This is a genomic window from Nonomuraea roseoviolacea subsp. carminata (assembly GCF_024172185.1).
Taxonomy (GTDB): domain Bacteria; phylum Actinomycetota; class Actinomycetes; order Streptosporangiales; family Streptosporangiaceae; genus Nonomuraea; species Nonomuraea roseoviolacea.
Genome location: NZ_JAMZEC010000001.1, coordinates 1 through 20,711, shown reverse-complemented (window position 1 = coordinate 20,711; position 20,711 = coordinate 1). Strand labels below are relative to the sequence as shown.

At 70.6% G+C, this 20,711-nt stretch carries 14 protein-coding genes and 1 riboswitch; of the genes, 13 read left to right on the top strand and 1 reads right to left on the bottom strand.

Going from position 1 to position 20,711, the window contains the following annotated elements:
• The first annotated feature begins 153 nt into the window (after positions 1-153).
• The 11 genes from HD595_RS00070 (at position 154) to HD595_RS00020 (ending at position 15,256) form a co-directional block, all read left to right on the top strand.
• Entirely contained in the window at positions 154-1,599 is a 1,446-nt protein-coding gene (locus tag HD595_RS00070) for a sugar ABC transporter ATP-binding protein (protein ID WP_420540677.1), read from the top strand.
• Entirely contained in the window at positions 1,596-2,594 is a 999-nt protein-coding gene (locus HD595_RS00065) for an ABC transporter permease (RefSeq protein ID WP_253764872.1), read from the top strand. Before HD595_RS00070 ends, HD595_RS00065 begins: the two co-directional genes overlap by 4 nt.
• Entirely contained in the window at positions 2,591-3,523 is a 933-nt protein-coding gene (locus HD595_RS00060) for an ABC transporter permease (RefSeq protein ID WP_253764871.1), read from the top strand. The genes HD595_RS00065 and HD595_RS00060 overlap by 4 nt, the downstream gene beginning before the upstream one ends.
• Positions 3,524-3,536: 13 nt before the next feature.
• Positions 3,537-4,751 carry a substrate-binding domain-containing protein gene (locus HD595_RS00055; RefSeq protein WP_253764870.1) on the top strand — a complete coding sequence of 405 codons (1,215 nt, stop codon included), beginning with the start codon at positions 3,537-3,539 and terminating at the stop codon, positions 4,749-4,751.
• On the top strand, positions 4,748-5,581 hold the full coding sequence (locus tag HD595_RS00050) for a sugar phosphate isomerase/epimerase family protein (RefSeq protein WP_253764869.1): 834 nt from the start codon (positions 4,748-4,750) through the stop codon (positions 5,579-5,581). The genes HD595_RS00055 and HD595_RS00050 overlap by 4 nt, the downstream gene beginning before the upstream one ends.
• 80 nt (positions 5,582-5,661) lie before the next feature.
• Entirely contained in the window at positions 5,662-9,135 is a 3,474-nt protein-coding gene (locus HD595_RS00045) for a ThuA domain-containing protein (protein WP_253764868.1), read from the top strand.
• Between the two features lie 251 nt (positions 9,136-9,386).
• Entirely contained in the window at positions 9,387-10,529 is a 1,143-nt protein-coding gene (locus HD595_RS00040) for a ricin-type beta-trefoil lectin domain protein (protein WP_253764867.1), read from the top strand.
• A 72-nt stretch (positions 10,530-10,601) separates the two neighbouring features.
• Complete coding sequence (locus HD595_RS00035) at positions 10,602-12,179, top strand: lectin (RefSeq protein ID WP_253764866.1); 1,578 nt, start codon at positions 10,602-10,604, stop codon at positions 12,177-12,179.
• A 179-nt stretch (positions 12,180-12,358) separates the two neighbouring features.
• Positions 12,359-12,787, top strand: coding sequence for a BlaI/MecI/CopY family transcriptional regulator (locus HD595_RS00030; protein ID WP_253764865.1), 429 nt, complete (start codon positions 12,359-12,361; stop codon positions 12,785-12,787).
• Entirely contained in the window at positions 12,784-13,746 is a 963-nt protein-coding gene (locus tag HD595_RS00025) for a M56 family metallopeptidase (protein ID WP_253764864.1), read from the top strand. The genes HD595_RS00030 and HD595_RS00025 overlap by 4 nt, the downstream gene beginning before the upstream one ends.
• 517 nt (positions 13,747-14,263) lie before the next feature.
• On the top strand, positions 14,264-15,256 hold the full coding sequence (locus HD595_RS00020) for a magnesium and cobalt transport protein CorA (protein ID WP_253764863.1): 993 nt from the start codon (positions 14,264-14,266) through the stop codon (positions 15,254-15,256).
• Between the two features lie 64 nt (positions 15,257-15,320).
• Here HD595_RS00020 and HD595_RS00015 read toward each other — a convergent pair whose 3' ends face one another.
• The gene (locus HD595_RS00015; RefSeq protein ID WP_253780993.1) at positions 15,321-15,983 is read right to left on the bottom strand and encodes a DNA alkylation repair protein; all 663 of its coding nucleotides are present in this window, start codon (positions 15,981-15,983) and stop codon (positions 15,321-15,323) included.
• Between the two features lie 298 nt (positions 15,984-16,281).
• Positions 16,282-16,395, top strand: a riboswitch (TPP riboswitch).
• Between HD595_RS00015 and thiC the strand changes: the two genes are divergently transcribed.
• Both thiC and HD595_RS00005 read left to right on the top strand, forming a co-directional pair.
• Positions 16,391-18,130 (top strand): phosphomethylpyrimidine synthase ThiC, encoded by a 1,740-nt coding sequence (gene thiC, locus HD595_RS00010; RefSeq protein ID WP_253764862.1) that lies wholly within the window; start codon positions 16,391-16,393, stop codon positions 18,128-18,130. Its footprint overlaps the riboswitch before it by 5 nt.
• 324 nt (positions 18,131-18,454) lie before the next feature.
• Positions 18,455-20,711: phosphoketolase family protein (locus tag HD595_RS00005; protein ID WP_253764861.1), on the top strand; the 2,257-nt coding region annotated here is incomplete at its 3' end.

Below are 20,711 nucleotides of genomic sequence, written 5' to 3'. Positions count from 1 at the left end.
TCGGCGCAGAGCCCCTCCGCTGAGCCGGAAAAGCAGTCACCTCTATGCCTCGATAAGCATTCTTGACAGCCATGTCGTGCAGATCTACTTTCATGGCGAATCGATTCGATTAGTAACGCGAATCAGGATTCCGACCCCCTGCTAGGAGATCCCGTGCACGACTGCGTGCTGAAGATGACCGGCATCACCAAGAGCTTCCAGGGCGTCCGGGTCCTCGACGGAGTCGACCTGGAGGCGTCCGCCGGCGAGGTGCACGCGGTGGTGGGCGAGAACGGCGCGGGCAAGTCGACGCTCATGAAGATCCTCGCCGGCGCGCACGCGCCGGACGGGGGCAGCGTGGAGATCGACGGTCGCACCGTGGTCTTCGGGCACCCGGTCCAGGCGCAGCGGGCCGGGGTGGCGATCATGCACCAGGAGCTCAGCCTGCTGCCGGAGCGGACGGTGGCCGAGAACGTCTTCCTCGGGCGCGAACCCGTCCGACGCGGGCTCGTCGACCGGGCCGCGATGGAGTCGGCGACCGCTGAGCTGCTGGACTCCGTCGGCGAGGAGTCGTTCGGGCCGCGCGATCTCGTCCGCCGGCTCCCGGTCGCGCGCCGGCAGGTCGTCGAGATCGCCAAGGCGCTGTCGCTGAACGCCCGCATCGTGGTGATGGACGAACCGACGGCCGCCCTGGCCGAGCACGAGGCGGAACTGCTCCACACGCTGGTACGGCGGCTCGCCTCGCGCGGCATCGCGATCCTGTACGTCTCACACCGGCTCCGCGAGATCCTCGATCTCGCCGACCGGATCACCGTGCTCAAGGACGGCTCCCGGGTCACCACCGCGGACGCGTCGACCATGGACGCCCCGACCCTGGTCCGCCTCATGATCGGCAGGGAGCTGGACTCCTACTACCCTCCCCGTGCGGCGGAACCGCCCGGACCGGTGAAGCTGAGCGTACGCGGCGGCGGCAATGCCAGACTGCGCGGCATAGACCTCGACCTGCGCGCCGGGGAGATCGTCGGGCTGGCCGGGTTGCAGGGCTCCGGCCGCACCGAGCTGGCCAAGGCGCTGTTCGGTGCGGCCCCCTTCACCAGCGGTGAGATGACGCCCTGCCGTCCCTGTTCGGTCCGCGAGGGGATCGCCGCGGGGATCGGCCTGGTCACCGAGGACCGCAAGGCGGAGGGACTCCTGCTGAACCAGCCGGTGCGCGACAACGCCCTGCTCGTCACCCGCGCCACCCGGATGCGCCGGCCCGGGATCGAGCGGCTGCTGGAGCGGGTGGGGCTCGGTCCGCTCCGGCCCACGCAGGAGGTCCGGCTGCTGTCCGGAGGCAACCAGCAGAAGGTCGTGCTGGCCAGGTGGGTGGCGGCCGCGCCGCGCGTCCTGCTGCTGGACGAGCCCACCCGTGGCGTCGACGTCGGCGCCAAGGCCGCCATCCACGAACTGACGCGCGAACTCGCCCGCGACGGGACGGCCGTCCTGATGATCTCCTCCGAGCTTCCCGAGCTCATCGGCATGAGCGACCGCATCGTGGTGCTGCGGGACGGCCGCATCGCCGGAGCACTGCCCGCCGGCTCCACCGAGGAGAGCGTGATGCGCCTGGCGGCCGCGTCGTGACCCAGCAGCTGGACCTGCGGCGCCTCCCGGCCGTGGGCTCGTTCCTGCGGCGGCTGTCGGCCGACCGGCCCGCGCGCGCCGTCTACGTGGCGCTGGCCCTGCTCATCGTCGTGGGCTGGCTGCTGTTCGCCCTGGACGGCGGCCGGTTCCTCAGCCAGGAGAACATCGTCGGCATCCAGCAGCGATCGGCCGCGCTGGGCATCGTCGCGGTCGGTCAGACACTGGTGATCCTGGCAGGGAGCCTCGACCTCTCGGTGGCCTACCTGATCAGCCTCACCACACTCGTCGCGGCCGAGACCATGGGGGGCGCCGACGCGGGCGTTCCGGTCGCCGTGGCGGCGGTGCTGGCGGTGAGCGCGACGGCCGGACTGGTGAACGGCCTGATCGTCACGAGGCTCCGGGTGCACGCCTTCATCGCCACGCTCGGCGTCGCGCTCGTCATCAGAGGGGTGCTGGACGATCGGTACGACGGGCCGGCGGGCAGCGTGCCCGAGTCCTTCCAGCACCTCGGGTACGACCGCGTCGGGCCACTGCCGGTGTCGGCGCTGCTGTGGGCCGCGGTCGCGGCCTCCGCGTGGTTCCTGCTCAGCCGGACGCGCCTCGGATGCCGCATCTACGCGGTGGGCGGGGACGCCGAGGTCGCGCGGCTGTCGGGAGTCCGTGGCGAGCGGGTCGTGGTCGCCGCCCACGTGCTCTGCTCGCTCTGCGCGGGGATCGCGGGGCTGCTGCTCGCCTCCCGGCTCGGAGCCGGCGCGCCGACGGTCGGGACCGACGGCGGATACGACCTGGAGTCGATCGCCGCGGTCGTGATCGGCGGGACGGCTCTGGCCGGTGGCCGCGGCGGGGTCGCCGGGACCGTCGGCGGGGTCCTGCTCCTGGCCGTCCTGGACAGCATCTTCAACCAGCTGGAGGTCGACTCGTTCGCCAAGGACGTCGTGCGGGGCGTGGTCCTGGTGGCGGCCTTGGCCATCCACGCGCGGAGGCGGACCGCATGAGACGCGCACTGCCGATCCTCGTGGTGCTGGCCGGGCTGCTGGCGGTGATCGCCGTGGCCCAGCCGAACTTCCTGGCGCCGGCCGCCCTCCTCGCCTTCGTCAAGAGGGCCGCGCCGCTGGTGATCCTCGCGGCCGGGCAGTACTTCGTCATCGTGTCCGGTGAGTACGACCTGTCGGTCGGCTCGCTCGTCACCGCCGAGGTGGTGGTCGCCGCCCGGCTGCTCGACGGCTCCGCGGAGGCGACCTGGCCCGTGCTGGCACTGCTGGTCGTGCTCGGGCTGCTCGTCGGGCTGGTCAACGGGGTCGTCACCACGCTGCTGCGGGTCCCGTCGTTCATCTCGACACTCGGCATGCTGCTGATCCTGTCCGGGGCGATCTTCCTGTGGACGGGAGGCGCCCCCCGGGGCGCGCTGCCCCCGCAGTTCCGGGAGCTGGGCCGGGGAAGTCTCGGCCCGGTGCCCTGGTCGGTCCTGGTCCTGGTCGCGGTGGCGGCCGGCGCGATCTGCGCGATGCGCGCCGGCTTCGGCCACACGCTCATCGCGGCGGGCGACAACGACCGGGCCGCGGCTCTGTCCGGAGTCCACGTCGCCCGGGTGCGGACGGTGGCGTTCATGGTCTCCGGGCTGTCCGCGGCGGTCGCCGCGATCCTGCTGGGCGGCTTCGCCGGAGTGTCCGCGCAGGTCGGCCAGGGGCTGGAGTTCCAGGCCATCACCGCTGTGGTGCTGGGCGGTGTGGCCCTCGGGGGCGGCCGTGGCTCCGTCGTCGCCGCGATGGCGGGCGCCTTCACCCTGGAGGCGCTGTTCACCCTGCTCAACCTGTACGGCGTCTCGGGGGCGCTGGAGCCGGCCGTACAGGGTGTGATCATCATCGCCGCGGTGGCGCTGGGCGGCATGAGCCTGCCGCGCGGGAGAGCCGCGGCCGCCTCCTGATGGAAGGAACACCATGCGTTCAACTCCGCGGCGGCTCCTCGCCTCCGCCGCGCTGGCCGTGCTGACACTGCCGGCGGCCGCGTGCACCAGCGACCGGCCCCCGCCCTCCGCCTCCGCCGCGCCGGCCGGGTCCGGCGGCCCGCGGGACGACAGGGGCACCGGAGCGCAGTCGAAGTTCTTCGTGCGGGCCGACTACGACGCCCAGATGGCGATGCGCCGCGCGCGGCCGTCCGGTTCGCCGGCCAGGCCGTGGGAGCAGAGCATCGCCCCGCGGCTCGTCGACACCACGAGGTACAAGAAGGCCCCGCCGTACCACGTGTGCTTCTCCAACGCCGCCGTCGACAACCCCTGGCGGCAGGTCGGCTGGAAGACCATGCAGGCGGAGGCCGCCCTGCACGAGGAGATCGGGCGCCTGACCGCGCTGGACGCCGAGGGCAAGGACGACAAGCAGATCTCCGACATCGCCGAGCTGCAGGACAAGGGCTGCGACGTGCTGATCGTCTCACCCAACACGACCGCGACGCTGACCCCCGCGGTGTCCGCGGCGTGCGCGAAGGTGCCCGTCATCGTGTTCGACCGGGGGGTCCGGACCGACTGCCCGGTCACCTTCATCAAGCCGATCGGCGGCTACGCCTTCGGCGCCGAGGCGGCCGAGTTCCTCATCGGCAAGGTGCCGCCCGGCGGGAAGATCCTCGCGCTGCGCATCCTGCCCGGCGTGGACGTGCTGGAGACCCGGTGGTCGGCCGCGAAGGTCGCGTTCGACAAGAGCGACCTCGACGTCGTCGGCGTGGAGTTCACCGACGGCGACGCCGCCAGGACCAAGAGCATCGTCAGCGACTACATCCAGCGTCACGGCAGGATCGACGGAGTGTGGATGGACGCGGGCGCCACCGCGGTCGCCGCCGTCGAGGCGTTCGAGGACGCGGGCCTGCCGGTGCCGCCGATCAACGGCGAGGACCAGCAGGACTTCCTGAAGAAGTGGAACGACGCGAAGCTGACCGCCATCGCCCCGACCTACCCGACCTACCAGTGGCGCACCCCCGTCATCGCGGCGCTCAAGATCCTCAAGGGTGAGCCGGTGCCCAAGGCCTGGAACCTCCCGCAACCGACGATCACCCAGGAGAACCTCGCCACCTACCTCAAGCCCGGCATGCCGCCGCTGCACTACGCCCTGTGCGGCTGTGAGGACCTGCCCGGCTACCCCGAGAAGTGGGGCGGTACGTCGTGATCGGCGTCAACACGTGGGTCTGGGTCTCACCGCTCACCGACGAGGCCCTGGCCGCCCTCGCGCCGCGGATCGCCGCATGGGGATTCGACGTCGTGGAGCTGCCGGTCGAGCACCCCGGCGACTGGGACCCGGGCAGGGCGGCGGCCCTCCTGGACGGGCTGGGCCTCGGCGCGTCCGTCGTCCTGACGATGCCACCGGGACGCGAGCTCGTCGGCGCCTCGCCCCGGTGCGTCCAGGAGACCCAGGACTACCTGCGGCACTGCGTGGACGTGGCGGTGGCCGTGGGCGCCCCGGCGGTCAGCGGACCCGCCTACGCCTCCGTCGGCCGGGCGTGGCCGATGAGCCGGGACGAGCGGCGCGCGCTCTACACCGAGCTGAGGGAGCACCTCGAACCGGTCGTCGCCTACGCGGCCGAACGCGGGATCCGGATCGGCGTCGAACCGCTCAACCGGTACGAGACCAGCGTCGTCAACACCGTCGAGCAGGCGCTCGAAGCCCTTCCGGAGGACTGCGGGCTCGCCCTCGACACCTACCACATGAACATCGAGGAGAAGGATCCCTCCAGGGCCGTCCGGCTGGCGGGCGCCAGGATCGAGCACCTGCAGGTGTGCGGAACCGACCGCGGCGCCCCCGGCGGTGACCATTTCGACTGGCCGGGCTTCGCCGCGGCCGTCCGTGACGTGGGCTACCGCGGCCCGCTCGTGATCGAGTCCTTCACCGCCGACAACACGACCATCGCCACCGCTGCCTCCGTCTGGCGCCCCCTCGCCCCGACCCAGGACGCCCTCGCCACCGAAGGCCTCGCCTTCCTCCGCACACTCATGACCTGATCGACCGGCCCCCGGAGCCCGGACGACTCACGCCTTCGCACCACCTCCGACCGCCACCGGTACCCCCCAGGAGACCCTCCATGCGAAGATCACGCCTGCTCCCCGCCCTGGCCGCGGCCCTGTTGTGGCTGTCGTGGCTCGGGGCGCCACCGGCGGCGCACGCCGCCGCGCAGTTCAAGGTGCTGCTGTTCACCAAGACCGCGGCCGGCGCCTACCGGCACGACTCCATCGCCGCCGGTGTCGCGATGTTCCAGCAGTTGGCGGCCGACAACAACTTCCAGCTCGACCGCAGCGAGGACTCGTCCGTCTTCACGCCCGCGACCCTCGACACCTACGACGCGGTGATCATGTTCCAGACCAACGGCATGGTGTGGGACAACGACGCCCAGCGTCAGGCCTTCCAGGCGTATGTGCGCGGCGGCCACGGCGTCGTCGCCGTCCACAACGCCACCGACATGAACATCGAGGCGCAGTTCCCGTGGTGGGACCAGGTCGTGCTGGCCGGCGCCCACATGACCGCACATTCGGCGACGCTGCAGGGCACCGCCAAGGTGGCCGACAAGGCGCACCCCTCCACGAAGGGTCTGCCGGATCGGTGGGTCCGTACGGAGGAGTGGTACAACTTCGACAAGAACCTGCGCGGCTCGGTGCACGTGCTGGTGACCGCGGACGAGACGACCTATGACGCGGGGCCGAACAAGATGGGCGCCGACCACCCGATCTCCTGGTGTCACAACCCGGAGGGCGGCCGGGTGTGGGCCACCGCGATGGGCCACCAGGCGTCCTCCTACGCGGAGCCGCTGTTCAAGCAGCACCTGCTGGGAGCGGTGACGTGGGCGGCGGGCGCGGCGCCGGGCGACTGCGGCGGCACGGTCGCGGCCCGGTTCCAGAAGGTGACGCTCGACGGGGCGCCGGACCAGCCCATGGAACTCGACGTGGCCGCCGACGGCAGGGTCTTCTTCATCTCGCGCTCGGGCAAGGTGAACATGATCCCGGCCAACGGCGGGAGCACGCGGGTCGTCGGCACGCTGCCGGTCTACGACGGCGGCGAGGACGGCGGGGTCGGGCTGGCGGTGGATCCCGGCTTCGCCACCAACGGCTGGATCTACGTCAACTACTCGCCCGCCAACGGCGGTGAGGTGAACCGGGTGTCGCGGTTCACCTTCAACGGCACCAGCCTCGACCTGGCGAGCGAGAAGAAGATCGTCGAGGTTCCGGCGTACCGCAACGTCGACGAGCCCGGCCACACCGGCGGCTACCTCGCGTTCGGCCCGGCCGGCAACCTGTACATCGGGCCCGGCGACGACACCAACCCCAACGCCTCCAGCGGTTACGCGCCGATCGACGAACGGCCCGGCCGCGAGCACTACGACGCCCAGCGTTCCGCGGCCAACACCAACGACCTGCGCGGCAAGATCCTGCGCATCCACCCCGAAGCGGACGGCACCTACACGATCCCGTCGGGCAACCTCTTCCCGCCCGGCACAGCCAAGACACGTCCCGAGATCTACGCGATGGGCTTCCGCAACCCGTTCCGCTTCGCGGTCGACAAGGACACCGGCTGGATCTCGGTGGGTGACTACGGCCCCGACGCGGGCAGCGCGAACCCCAGCCGCGGCCCCGAGGGCACCGTCGAGTGGAACCTGATCAAACAGCCGGGCTTCTACGGCTGGCCGTACTGCGTCGGCGACAACATCCCGTTCAACGACTACAACTTCGCCACCAACACCTCCGGCGCGAAGTTCACCTGCTCGGCACCCGTCAACGACTCGCCCAACAACACCGGGCTGACCAGCCTGCCCGCGGCCAAGCCCGCGACGGTCTGGTACAACTACCACGCCTCCGCCCAGTTCCCGGAGATCGACTGCTGTGGTGGCGCGGCCCCGATGGGAGGCCCGTTCTACCACTACGACCCGGCGAGCGCCTCGGACCGCAAGTTCCCGGAGTACTTCGACAAGACCCCGTTCTTCTACGAGTGGAGCCGCAACGTCGTCAAGGAGTTCCGCCTCGACGCCTCCGGCAACCTCCTGAAGATCAATCCGTTCGTCGCGCAGCTGGCTCCGCACGCGCCCATCGACATGAAGTTCGGCCCCGACGGCGCCCTGTACTACGCCGACTGGGGCAACGGCTTCGGCCACGACAACACCGACGACGGCGTCTACCGGATCGACTACGTGGCCGGGAACCGCGCTCCCGTCGCCCGGGCGAGCGCCGACCCCGACTCGGGCGGGGCCCCGCTGGCGGTGACGTTCTCCTCGGCGGGCTCGTCCGACCCGGACGGCGACGCCATCACCTACGCGTGGGACTTCGGCGACGGCGGCACCTCCACCGGCGCGAACCCCTCCCACACGTACACCGCCGACGGCACCTACACCGTCAGGCTGACCGTACGCGACTCCGGCGGGAGGACGGGAAGCGCCACCCTGACCGTCAGCGTCGGCAACACCCGTCCCAAGGTCGTCTTCGCGGCTCCGCCCGACGGCGGGTTCATCGACTTCGGCGACCAGGTGGCCTACTCGGTGAACGTCACCGACCCCGAGGACGGCCCCGTGGACTGCGCCAAGGTCAACGTGATCACCGCGCTGGGCCATGACCAGCACGCCCATGACACCGGCCGGTACACCGGATGCTCCGGGACGGTCCCGACCACCGCCTCGGGCCATGACGAGGCCGCCAACGTCTACTACGTCCTGTCCGCCGACTACACCGACAAGGGCGGCCTGAAGGGCAGCGCCGGCGTCACCCTGCAACCCAAGCACAAGCAGGCCGAGCACTTCACCGGCTCGTCCGGGATCCGGATCGTCGACGAGCCCGGAGCCGAGGGCGGCAGGCGGATCGGCGACATCTCGAACAACGACTGGCTCTCCTTCAGCCCGGTCAACCTGTCGGGGATCGACACGGTGTCCTTCCGTGTCTCGGCGCCGTCCAGCACCGGGGCGTCCATCGAACTGCGCGCCGGTTCTCCGACCGGGGCGCTCATCGCCTCCAGCCCCGTGCCGGCGACCGGGGGATGGAACACCTACGTGTCCCTGCCCGCGGTCCGGGTCACCGACCCGGGCGGCACCCGCGACGTCTTCGTCGTCTTCAAGGCGCCGTCGGCGAACGCGTTCGACGTCGACTCCCTCACCTTCGCGGGCAAGGGAGTGGGGCAGGGCGGCCCGTCCGGCAGCACGAGCGCGGTGAAGGGGGTGGGGTCGGGGCGGTGCCTGGACGTCGGCGGGGCTTCTCCGTCGAACGGGGCGCAGGCGCGGATCTGGGACTGCAGCGGGCAGCCGGACCAGCAGTGGACCTCGACGGGCGCCGGTGAGTTGCGGGCGTCCGGTGGCAAGTGCCTGGATGTGAGCGGTGGGGGCACGGCGGACGGCGCGGCAGTGATCGTCTGGGACTGCAACGGCCAGAGCAACCAGAGGTGGCGCCTGAACGCCGACGGCAGCATCACGGCGGTCGGGGCGAACAAGTGCCTGGACGTCAGCGGGGCGGGCACCGCCAACGGCACCAAGGTCCAGATCTGGACGTGCAACGGCGGCGCCAACCAGAAGTGGAGCCGCGTCTGACCCCGTTGTGGCTGCTGCCCCGGAGCCGGCCCGCCCCCGCGGACCGGCTCCGCCACGCCACCCCGGGGTGAATGTTTCATCACCTCATCACGCGGGACAGGACGTCCGGCCTGAGCAGAGCGCTTCTGCGCGCGGCACGGCGGCAGTGAAGGGGGACGAACCCTTGACGGGTCTTCTCGCGTCATGTGTGCTCCGACACACTCGCGAATGTTAACGCTAACGCCAAGATTTTCACCGCAGGGAGGCCCCTCGTGCCCACAGCAGACCGGCTCAGGTCCCGGAGCACGCGTACGCGGAGAAGACGGTGGGCCGCCGCGCTGACGGCTGTGGCGCTGGCGCTGGCCGGCACGGTGCTGGGCGCCGGGGACGCCGGCGCGGAGTCCAACGGCGGGGTGCGGGTCATGCCGCTGGGCGACTCGATCACCGAGGGCACGCAAGTGCCGGGCGGATACCGGATCGGACTGTGGCAGCGTCTGGCGGCCGGCCGCTACACGACCGACTTCGTCGGTTCGCAGTTCAACGGGCCGGGTGCTCTGGGCGACCACGACCACGAGGGCCATCCCGGGTGGCGGATCGACCAGATCGACGCGAACGTCACCGGCTGGCTGCGTACCCACACACCCCGCACGGTGCTGCTGCACATCGGCACCAACGACATCCTGCAGAACTACAACGTGGGCGGCGCCCCGCAGCGACTGTCCACGCTGATCGACCACATCACCACCACCGTGCCGGACGCGGACGTCTTCGTCGCGACCGTCATCCCGCTGTCCAACTCCGGCCAGGAGTCGGCGGCCCGCACGTTCAACGCGGCCATCCCCGGCATCGTGCAGAGCAAGGTGACCAGCGGCAGGCACGTCCACCTGGTCGACATGCACGGCAGACTCACCACCTCCGACCTGATCGACGGCGTCCACCCCACCGCCGGCGGCTACGACAGGATGGCCGCCGCCTGGTACGACGCCCTGCGGTCGGTGCCCGGAAGCATCGGCCAGCCGGGGGGCGGCACCCCCGGCGTGATCAAGGGGGTGGGGTCGGGGAGATGTCTGGACGTCGCCGGCGCCTCGCAAACCAACGGCGCGCAGGCGCAGATCTGGGACTGCAACGGTCAGGCCAACCAGCAGTGGACGCCGACCGCGGCCGGTGAGCTGCGGGTCTATGGCACGAAGTGCCTGGATGTGTACAACCGGGGCACCGCCGACGGCACCGGCGTCATCGTCTGGGACTGCAACGGCCAGGACAACCAGCGGTGGCGTCTCAACGCCGACGGCACCATCACCGCCGTGGGGGCGAACAAGTGTCTTGACGTCTCCGGCGCCGGCACGGCCAATGGGGTCAAGGTCCAGATCTGGTCCTGCGGCGGCGCCGCCAACCAGCGCTGGACCCGCACCTGATCCACGACATGACTCACCGCTCAGCGTGATCGCCCCGTGTTCTCCCCGACAGCCCAAAGCCGGAGGTATCAGATGCGCAGAGTTCTCGGCTTAGCCCTGGCGGCGGCACTCGCAGCCGGCTCCCTCGTCGCGATCGGAGGCGCGACGTCGCCGGCCGCCGCCCTGGACAACGGTCTGGCCCGTACGCCCCAGATGGGCTGGAACGACTGGAACAGCTTCGGCTGCAACGTCAACGACGGCCTGATCCGTCAGACCGCCGACGCCATGGTCTCCAGCGGCATGGCGGCGGCGGGCTACACCTACGTCAACATCGACGACTGCTGGTCCACCAAGAGCCGCAACGCCAACGGTGACCTGGTGCCGGATCCGCAGAAGTTCCCCAACGGCATCAAGGCCCTGGCCGACTACGTCCACTCCAAAGGGCTCAAGCTCGGCATCTACTCCTCGGCCGGAACCACGACCTGCGCGGGCTACCCGGCCAGCCTCGGCAACGAGCGGCGCGACGCGACCCTGTGGGCGTCCTGGGGGATCGACTACCTGAAGTACGACAACTGCGGTGACCACAAGGGCCTGAACGGGCAGCAGCGCTACACCGCCATGCGCGACGCGCTGGCCGCGACCGGACGTCCGATCGTGTACAGCCTGTGCAACTGGGGGCAGGAGAACGTCTGGACGTGGGGGATGCCGGTGGGCAACTCCTGGCGCGACACCGGCGACATCGCGGCCAACTGGGGCTCCATCATGGGGATCCTGGACCAGCAGGTCGGGCTGGAGGCGTACTCGGGGCCGGGCGGATGGAACGACCCCGACATGCTGGAGGTCGGCGTCGGCGGGGTGACCGGCACCGAGGGGCGCGCGCACTTCAGCCTGTGGTCGCTGCTGAACGCGCCGCTCATCGCCGGGAACGACCTGCGCACGATGAGCGCCGACACGCGCACGATCCTCACCAACACCGAGGTCATCGCGGTCAACCAGGACTGGGGCGGCCGGCAGGGCCACAAGATCAGCGACAACGGCAACCTGGAGGTCTGGCGCAAACCGATGGCGAACGGCTCGGTCGCGGCCGTGCTGCTCAACCGGGGCTCCTCGACCTCGACGGTGTCCACCACCGCCGCCGCCCTGGGGCTGGGGTCCGCGGACTCCTACTCGGTGCGCGACCTGTGGGCGCACACGACGTCCTCCTCGTCGGGGACGATCAGCGCGTCGGTCCCCGGGCACGGCGCGGCCATGTACGTCGTGACCGGAGGGGGCATCGTCACCCCCACCCCGGTCGCGATCAAGGGGGTGGGGTCGGGCAGATGTCTGGACGTCGCCGGAGCTTCGCAAACCAACGGCGCGCAGGCGCAGATCTGGGACTGCAACGGTCAGGCCAACCAGCAGTGGACGCCGACCGCGGCCGGTGAGCTGCGGGTCTACGGCACGAAGTGCCTGGATGTGTACAACCGGGGCACCGCCGACGGCACCGGCGTCATCGTCTGGGACTGCAACGGCCAGGACAACCAGCGGTGGCGTCTCAACGCCGACGGCTCCATCACCGCCGTGGGGGCGAACAAGTGCCTCGACGTGCCGAACAACGCCACCGCCAACGGCACCAAGCTGACCATCTGGTCGTGCAACGGCGGCGCCAACCAACGCTGGACCCGCACCTGACCCACGAGTCGGACCACCCGAGCCGTCGATTTCGCACGACGGCTCGGGGGGCCGAGTGGTGGCCGGAGGGATAGATTGGCCTGGAGGGCTCAGGTGAGGGATTGACGCGGGCTCGGGGGTGACCCGCGACGGTGCGGCCGGCGCGTTCCGCGGCCACGGGCGGCGTGAGCACTGGAGCCATGGTCGTCGAGACCGTCGAGACCGTCGAGACCGTCGAGACCGTCGAGGGAGGCGTGGTGCGCGGGTTCGGTGAGCTGGAGGCCGCGATCATGGATGTGATGTGGGCGACCGACGAGCCACTGACGGTGCGGGAGGTGCTCAACCGGCTGCGCCCGGGCAGGGAGCCGGCGTTCACCACCGTGCAGACGGTGATGGACATTCTGTATCGCAAGGGCTGGATGGACCGCGAGTTGCGGGGACGCGGCTACCGTTACTGGGCCAAGGCCGGCCGGGAGGACTACGTGGCCGGCCTGATGGCCAGTGCCCTGCGCGCCAGCCCTGACCGTGCCGCCGCACTGGCGCGCTTCGTCGAGCGGATGGATCAGGCCGAGATCGACGAGCTTCGGGGCGCGTTGGAGGCGGCCAGAGCCGGCGAGCCGCCGCCATGACCGCCGCCATTCTGCTGGCCGTCTACGCGGTCATGCTGGCCGAGGTGGGACCGGCGCTCCTGCGGCGGGTCTCGTGGGTGGAGCGAGCGCCGCGGCTGGGCATCGTGGCCTGGCAATCGCTGACAGCCGCCGTGGTCGCCGCCGTGATGATGGCCGGGGTGGCCGTGGCACTGCCCGCCACCCCATGGGGGGCCGATCTGGCGCACGAGCTGGATGCGTGCCTGATGATGCTGCGTGACGCCTATGCCACCCCGCTGAGCGCACCGGCCATCGCCGCCTCCTTCGCGGCGGCCCTGCTGACCTGTACCGCGATCACGGTCCGGATGATCTACGGTGTCGGCGCCGAGGTGATCCGGGCGCAGCGCGAGCGCCGATGGCACCTGACGGTGCTGCGCATGGTCGCCCACCACGACGAGCGGCTCGACGTCCTCGTGATCGACTACGGCGCGCCCGTCGCCTACTGCCTGCCTGGTCGCGCCGGCCCCATCGTGCTGAGCACCTCGGCGCTGGACGCCCTGGACGATCGGCGGCTGATGGCGGTGCTCGCCCACGAGCGGGCGCACCTTCGCAGCCACCACCTCCTGTTCACCGCCGTCGCCCGAGGGCTCAGGCGTGCCTTCCCGTTCGTCGTCCTGTTCCGCACCGCCGAGCAGGAGATCGACCGGCTCACCGAACTCGCGGCCGACGACGCCGCCGTCACCGCGTCCGACCGGCTGACCGTAGCCGACGCCCTGCTCACCCTGGCCGACGACCACAACGCGCCGACCTGCGCGCTGGCGGCCGGATCCCATCGCACCGGTCAACGGGTGCGCCGGCTGCTGGGGCGCACACCACCGCTGCGCGCGATCGTGTTCGTGATCATCGGGGTTCTGGCCAGGGCGGCGATCGCGGCGCCGCTCGCCGTCGCGGCCCTGCCGGGCCTGCTCGCCATCACTCTGGGTTGCTGCAATACGGGCTGATCAGGCGGGGGAGGGTGCCCTCGGACGCCGCTATGACCTAAGATGATTAGGCGTAGCTAAGACGCTTAGGCGTGCGTTCTCAGGGAGGCGCCTGGCTCCGGGACGGTGGCCGGCCCCGGTTCAGCGCAGCCTCACGCCGACGTACGCACACCGGCTGCCGCGGCGGCGGCACCTCCTGAGCCCCGAGTTGGACCCGCTGCCGCGGCGTTCATCCTGTCGCGGCGGTGACAGAGAAACCCCCGGCCCTTTGGTGAGGGCCGGAGGCCGATCTCCCGTTCGCCGACTGTGCTGCTGAGGCGTCTGGGGCTGGTCTACCACCACCAGCCGCCGCCCCAGCTTCCGCCGCCCCACCAGCGACGGCGGCAGCCGCCGCCCCAGCGGCGACGCCACCAAGGGTTCTGCCTGAAGTCGACGTCGGACATGTACCTAGCCATGTTTCCTCCCCGTGGGCTAGGTGACCCTTCTTCGAACGGTACCCCCAAATATGGACATATGGCGCTGCGTCAGAATGTCAGACGTGATTGTTGACAAGGCGATCTACCGCAACGGCGTGCGCGAGACCATCAGCGGCGACATCAGCGACGCCTTCGGTGACGCCCGGGCCAGGGGCGACTGCTTCCTGTGGATCGGTCTGCACGAGCCGACCCAGGAGGAGTTCGACCTGATCACCAGCGAGGTGAAGCTGCATCCCCTCGCGGTGGAGGACGCCATCCACGCCCATCAGCGACCCAAGCTCGAACGCTACGACGACACCTTGTTCGTGGTGCTCAAGCCGCTCCTGTACGTGGAGGAGGGTTCGGACATCGAGGTCGGCGAGATCAACCTGTTCCTGGGCCGCGACTTCGTCATCAGCGTCCGCCACGGGCAGGCCAATCCGCTGGCCGGCGTGCGCCGGCGCATCGAGTCCGATCGCGATCTGCTGGCCGCCGGGCCCGCGGGGGTGCTGTACGCGATCTGCGATCAGGTCGTCGACACCTACGCCCAGATCTCCCACGAGGTCGAGCACGACCTCATCGTCCTGGAACGGCGTGTCTTCAGCGGCGAGCAGACCGATGTCACCGAGGACATCTACTCCCTCAAGCGCGAGGTGCTGGAGTTCCGTGCGGCTCAGGATCCGCTGATCCCCGTTCTGGAGGAGATCGTCAAAGGCCGGGTGGAGCTGTACGCCGATGTCCGGGACCAGTTCCGTGACGTCCTGGACCACCTGCTGCGCGTGGACGCGGCGGTCGACGAGCACAACGAACTGCTCACCAACGCCCTGAACGCCCACCTGGCCCTGGTGGGCCGCGAACAGAGCGCGGCGGCCATGCAGCAGAACGCCGACATGCGCAAGATCTCCTCATGGGCGGCCCTCATCGCCGTCCCCACCATGATCGCCGGGGTCTACGGCATGAACTTCGACCACATGCCCGAGCTGCACTGGCTGCTCGGCTATCCCCTCAGCCTGACCATCATGGTCATCGCCGTGCTCGTCGTGTTCCGGCTCCTCCGTAAGAGCGGGTGGCTGTGAGCCGACCCGGGCACGTGCCGCGCGGGCCGCGACCCCGCAAGCGCTGCTCGATCATCCGACCGGATCAGCCGATACCCCCGGCCGAGGACCGGTCCTGTCGGCGTACGATCTCGGTGATCCAGACGGGCGCGAACGGAGACGTGCAGCCCGGGGAAGTCGGAAAGTCCCTGAACACCCCCAGCCGCTCGCCGATGTCGATCGCACGGGCGCGGTGCTCGGCATGCTCGATCCCGATCTGCGCCAGGCAGTGGTTCATCGCCCACTGCAGGCGATCCGGGGCGTCCTTCATCTCCGCCTCGATGACGTCCAGCAGGCCCGCCAGGTCGAGGTCTCCGGGCTTCTTCGCCACGCGTTCGGTGGTCAGCGCCCAGCCCGCGCTCGCGACCACGGGATCCGGATCGGCGGACCAGGCCAGGCGCAGCTCTTCGGCGTGCGGGCTCTTCTTCACCACGTAGTTCACGAGCCAGTCGTGCACCTTGGGTGTGCGCGCCTGGCGCACCATGACGTCCAGCTCGTCACGCCCGAACGCCTTCGGGCGGCAGATCAGGATCGCCAGCAGTCTCGCCGCGGTGTCACCCGTCTCCCAGAGCCGGCACGCGAGCTCCTGCTGCGTCTTCAGCCGCTTCGCGAGCGCGCGCAGCCTGCTGAGGTTGACGCCGTGGTCGTCACCGTGCCTCTCGTTCACCTCGCGGGTCCTCGGGTCCGCGAGCTCGGCCAGTTCGGCCATCACCTCGGCCACCGTCGCCCGCGTCAGCGCCGCCTCCGCCACCCCGGCCTCCTGTCCCTGTCCTTCGCGCGCTCGCCGCCGCCCGTCACTCCGACCGTGACGGGCGCCCAGGCGTGCCCAGGCGCCTGGACCCGAGGATCTCGCCGCCCGCCCACGGGCCGCTCCCGGTGCTCGTGCGCCCGGTGACCGAGAGGCCGTTTCCGGTCGCCGAAGGGGTCACAGGGTCCCGCGGGTGTGGGGAATCAGTCAATCTCAACGCGCTGCTGTCGCAAGAAGGTGGTACGGGTTAGGGTCGAGCACGACAGATCGCGGGGGCCCGGCGAACCGGGCTGAGAGTGCGGCTGGGACGGCCGCTGACCGCTGGAACCTGACCGGGTAATGCCGGCGTAGGGAGAGATCGAGTCGTCATGACCGACACTGCGATGACACACGCTCGCAAGGTGTATCTGCACGGGACGCGGGCGGACCTGCGGGTGCCGATGCGGGAGGTGCCGCTCAGCGATGGCGGCGCCGTGGTGCTGTACGGCACCTCCGGGCCGTACACCGACCCCGACCACGACGCCGACGTGCGGCGCGGCCTGCCCGCGTTACGGGCGGCCTGGATCGCCGACCGCGGCGACACCGCGACGTACACGGGCCGGGCCGTGCGGCCCGAGGACGACGGGCGGCGTTCCGGCGACCCGCTGCGCGACGCAGCCGCGTTCGCCGAGCGGTCGCCGCGGCGGGCGAGCGGTACGGGGGCGGTGACGCAGCGCGCGTACGCGCGGCGCGGCGAGATCACCGCCGAGATGGAGTTCGTCGCGCTCCGCGAAGGGGTGGACCCCGAGGTCGTCCGGACCGAGCTGGCGGCGGGCCGGGCGGTGCTGCCCGCCAACGTCAACCATCCGGAACTCGAACCGATGATCATCGGGCGGAGGTTCCTGGTGAAGGTGAACGCCAACATCGGCAACTCGGCGGTGTCGTCCTCGATCGAGGACGAGGTGGCCAAGATGACCTGGGCGACCCGCTGGGGCGCGGACACCGTCATGGACCTGTCGACCGGCCGGGACATCCACACCACCCGCGAGTGGATCCTGCGCAACTCGCCCGTCCCGGTCGGGACGGTGCCGCTCTACCAGGCCGTGGAGAAGGTCGGCGGCGACCCGGCCGAGCTGACCTGGGAGGTCTTCCGCGACACCGTGACCGAGCAGGCAGAGCAGGGCGTGGACTACATGACGGTGCACGCGGGCGTGCTGCTGGAGTACGTGCCGCTGACGGCTCGTCGCCGCACCGGCATCGTGTCGCGCGGCGGTTCGATCATGGCGGCGTGGTGTCTGGCGCATCACCGGCAGAACTTCCTGTACACCCACTTCCGGGAGCTGTGCGAGATCTTCGCCGCGTACGACGTGACCTGGTCGCTGGGCGACGGGTTGCGGCCCGGATCGATCTCCGACGCCAACGACGAGGCGCAGTTCGCCGAACTGCGCACCCAGGGTGAGCTGACGCGGATCGCGGCCGAACACGACAACCAGGTGATGAACGAGGGCCCCGGACACGTCCCGATGCACAAGATCAAGGAGAACGTCGACCTGCAGCGGGAGTGGTGCGACGACGCGCCGTTCTACACGCTCGGACCCCTGACCACCGACATCGCGCCGGGGTACGACCACATCACCTCGGCGATCGGCGCGGCCATGATCGGCTGGTACGGCACCGCCATGCTGTGTTACGTCACGCCCAAGGAGCATCTGGGGCTGCCGGACCGCGACGACGTCAAGGCCGGTGTGATCGCCTACAAGATCGCCGCGCACGCCGCTGACCTGGCCAAGGGCCATCCGGGCGCGCAGGCGTGGGACGACGCGCTCTCGGACGCGCGGTTCGACTTCCGGTGGGAGGACCAGTTCAATCTCTCGCTCGACCCGGCAACGGCGCGGGCCTTCCACGACGCGACCCTGCCGGCCGCGCCCGCGAAGACCGCGCACTTCTGCTCGATGTGCGGCCCGCACTTCTGCTCCATGAAGATCACGCGGGACGTCCGGGCATACGCCGCCGAGCGCGGCCTGGACGACGCGCAGGCCCTGGCCGAGGGCATGCGCGAGAAGGCCGCCGAGTTCAACGCCTCCGGAGGCCGCATCTTCCTCCCGATCCCGCGCACCGACCCCACCTGACCCGTCCTCGTCCACCAGGAGCTCCACCATTCACCCTCTCGCCCACGAACGCGGTCACGAGGCGTGACCTGCTCCGGCTCGTGACCTGACCGCCGCAGGCGACCCGTGGACGTGCGCACGTCCACGGGTTCGGGCGCCGCCGCGCGAGGGGTCCGGGCGCGCAAGAGGGCGACGGCCAGGCCGCCGCCACCGAGCCGATGACCGCGGCGGCGACCAGCAGGCCGCCTGCCATCGCACGGCCGGGACTTCCGAAGGCCGCCCGGCTCCCGAGAAGAGGACCTAGGTCCCTAGGGGGCGGGGACGGATCCGGAGACCATCGGCACCATGACGACGACGCAGCACATCGACGCCTACTGGCGCGCCGCGAACTACCTGTCGGTCGGGCAGATCTATCTGCTCGACAACCCGCTGCTGACCGAGCCGTTGCGGCCCGAGCACGTCAAACCGAGGCTGCTGGGCCACTGGGGCACCACGCCGGGGCTGAACTTCTGCTTCGCGCACCTCAACCGGGTCATCGCCGAACGCGGTCAGGACATGATCTACATCGCGGGGCCCGGTCACGGCGGCCCGGCGGCGGTGGCGCACGCCTGGCTGGAGGGCTCCTACTCCGAGCGCTACCCGGAGGTCTCCCAGGACGCCGCGGGCATGCGGCGGCTGTTCCGCCAGTTCTCCTTCCCGGGCGGCATCCCGAGCCACGTGGCGCCGGAGACGCCCGGCTCGATCCACGAGGGCGGCGAGCTCGGCTATTCGCTGGCGCATGCCTTCGGCGCGGCCTTCGACAACCCGCGCCTGGTCGTGGCGTGCGTGGTCGGCGACGGCGAGGCGGAGACCGGCCCGCTGGCGGCGAGCTGGCATTCCAACAAGCTGCTCGACCCCTACCGGGACGGGGTGGTGCTGCCGATCCTGCACCTGAACGGCTACAAGATCGCCAACCCCACCGTGCTGGCCCGCATCCCGGAGGAGGAGCTGCTCAAGCTCATGGAGGGGTACGGCTACCGCCCCCACCTCGTCGGCCCCGACCACGAGGAGATGGCGCGGACGCTGGATGTGGTGTTCGACCAGATCGCCGCGTACAAGGACGGCCGCGCCGACCGCCTCCCCATGATCGTCCTGCGGACGCCGAAGGGGTGGACCGGGCCGCGGGAAGTCGACGGGCTGCCGGTGGAGGGCACCTGGCGGGCGCACCAGGTGCCGCTGCCGGGCGTCCGCGACAACCCCGGGCATCTGGCGATGCTGGAGGAGTGGATGCGCTCCTACCGGCCGGAAGAGCTGTTCGACGTCGACGGCCGCCCGGTGCCGGCGCTGCGGCGGACGGTGCCCGAGGGCCTGCTGCGGATGAGCGCCAGCCCGCACACCAACGGCGGCGAGCTGCTGAAACCGCTGGCCCTGCCCGACTTCCGCGACTACGCGGCGCAGGTCAAGGAACCCGCCACGCAGTCCAGCGAACCCACCCGCCTGCTCGGCCGGTACCTGCGCGACGTGATCGCGGCCAACCCGCGCACGTTCCGGCTGATGGGGCCGGACGAGACCGCCTCCAACCGGCTGTCGGAGGTCTTCGAGGTCACCGACCGGGCCTGGAACGCCGAGCTGAAGCCCACGGACGAGAACCTGGCGCCCGGCGGCCGGGTCATGGAGGTCCTGTCGGAGCACCTGTGCCAGGGCTGGCTGGAGGGCTACCTGCTGACCGGCCGGCACGGGCTGTTCAACTGCTACGAGGCGTTCATCCACATCATCGACGCGATGTTCAACCAGCACGCCAAGTGGCTGGAGTCGTCGAAGAAGATCCCGTGGCGGCGGCCGGTGGCCTCGCTGAACTACCTGCTGTCGTCACACGTGTGGCGCCAGGACCACAACGGCTTCAGCCACCAGGACCCGGGCTTCCTCGACGTCGTGATGAACAAGAAGGCCGAAGTCGTCCGGGTCTACCTCCCACCGGACGCCAACACCCTGCTCTCGGTCGGCGACCACTGCCTGCGCTCGCGCGACTACGTCAACGTCATCGTCGCGGGCAAGCAGCCGGTGCTCGACCTGTTCACCATGGACGAGGCGATCGCGCACTGCACGCGCGGCCTCGGCATCCTGCCGTGGGCCTCCACGGACACCGGGTCAGAGCCGGACGTGGTGCTGGCCTGCGCCGGCGACGTGCCCACCCTGGAGACACTGGCCGCGGCCGCCCTCCTCCGCGAACACCTGCCCGGGCTGAAGGTGCGCGTCATCAACGTGGTCGACCTCATGCGGCTGCAACCGCGCTCGGAGCACCCGCACGGCATGCCGGACGCCGAGTACGACGCGCTGTTCACCACCGACAAGCCGGTCATCTTCAACTTCCACGGCTATCCGCAGCTCATCCACCGCCTCACCTACCGGCGTGACAACCACGCGAACCTGCACGTGCGCGGCTACAAGGAGGAGGGCACCACCACGACGCCCTTCGACATGGCGATGCTCAACGACATCGACCGCTACCACCTCGTCATGGACGTCATCGACCGCGTCCCAGGACTCGGCACCACAGCCGCGCACCTGCGCCAGCACATGGACGACGCCCGCCTGCGGGCCCGCGCCCACACCCGCGAGCACG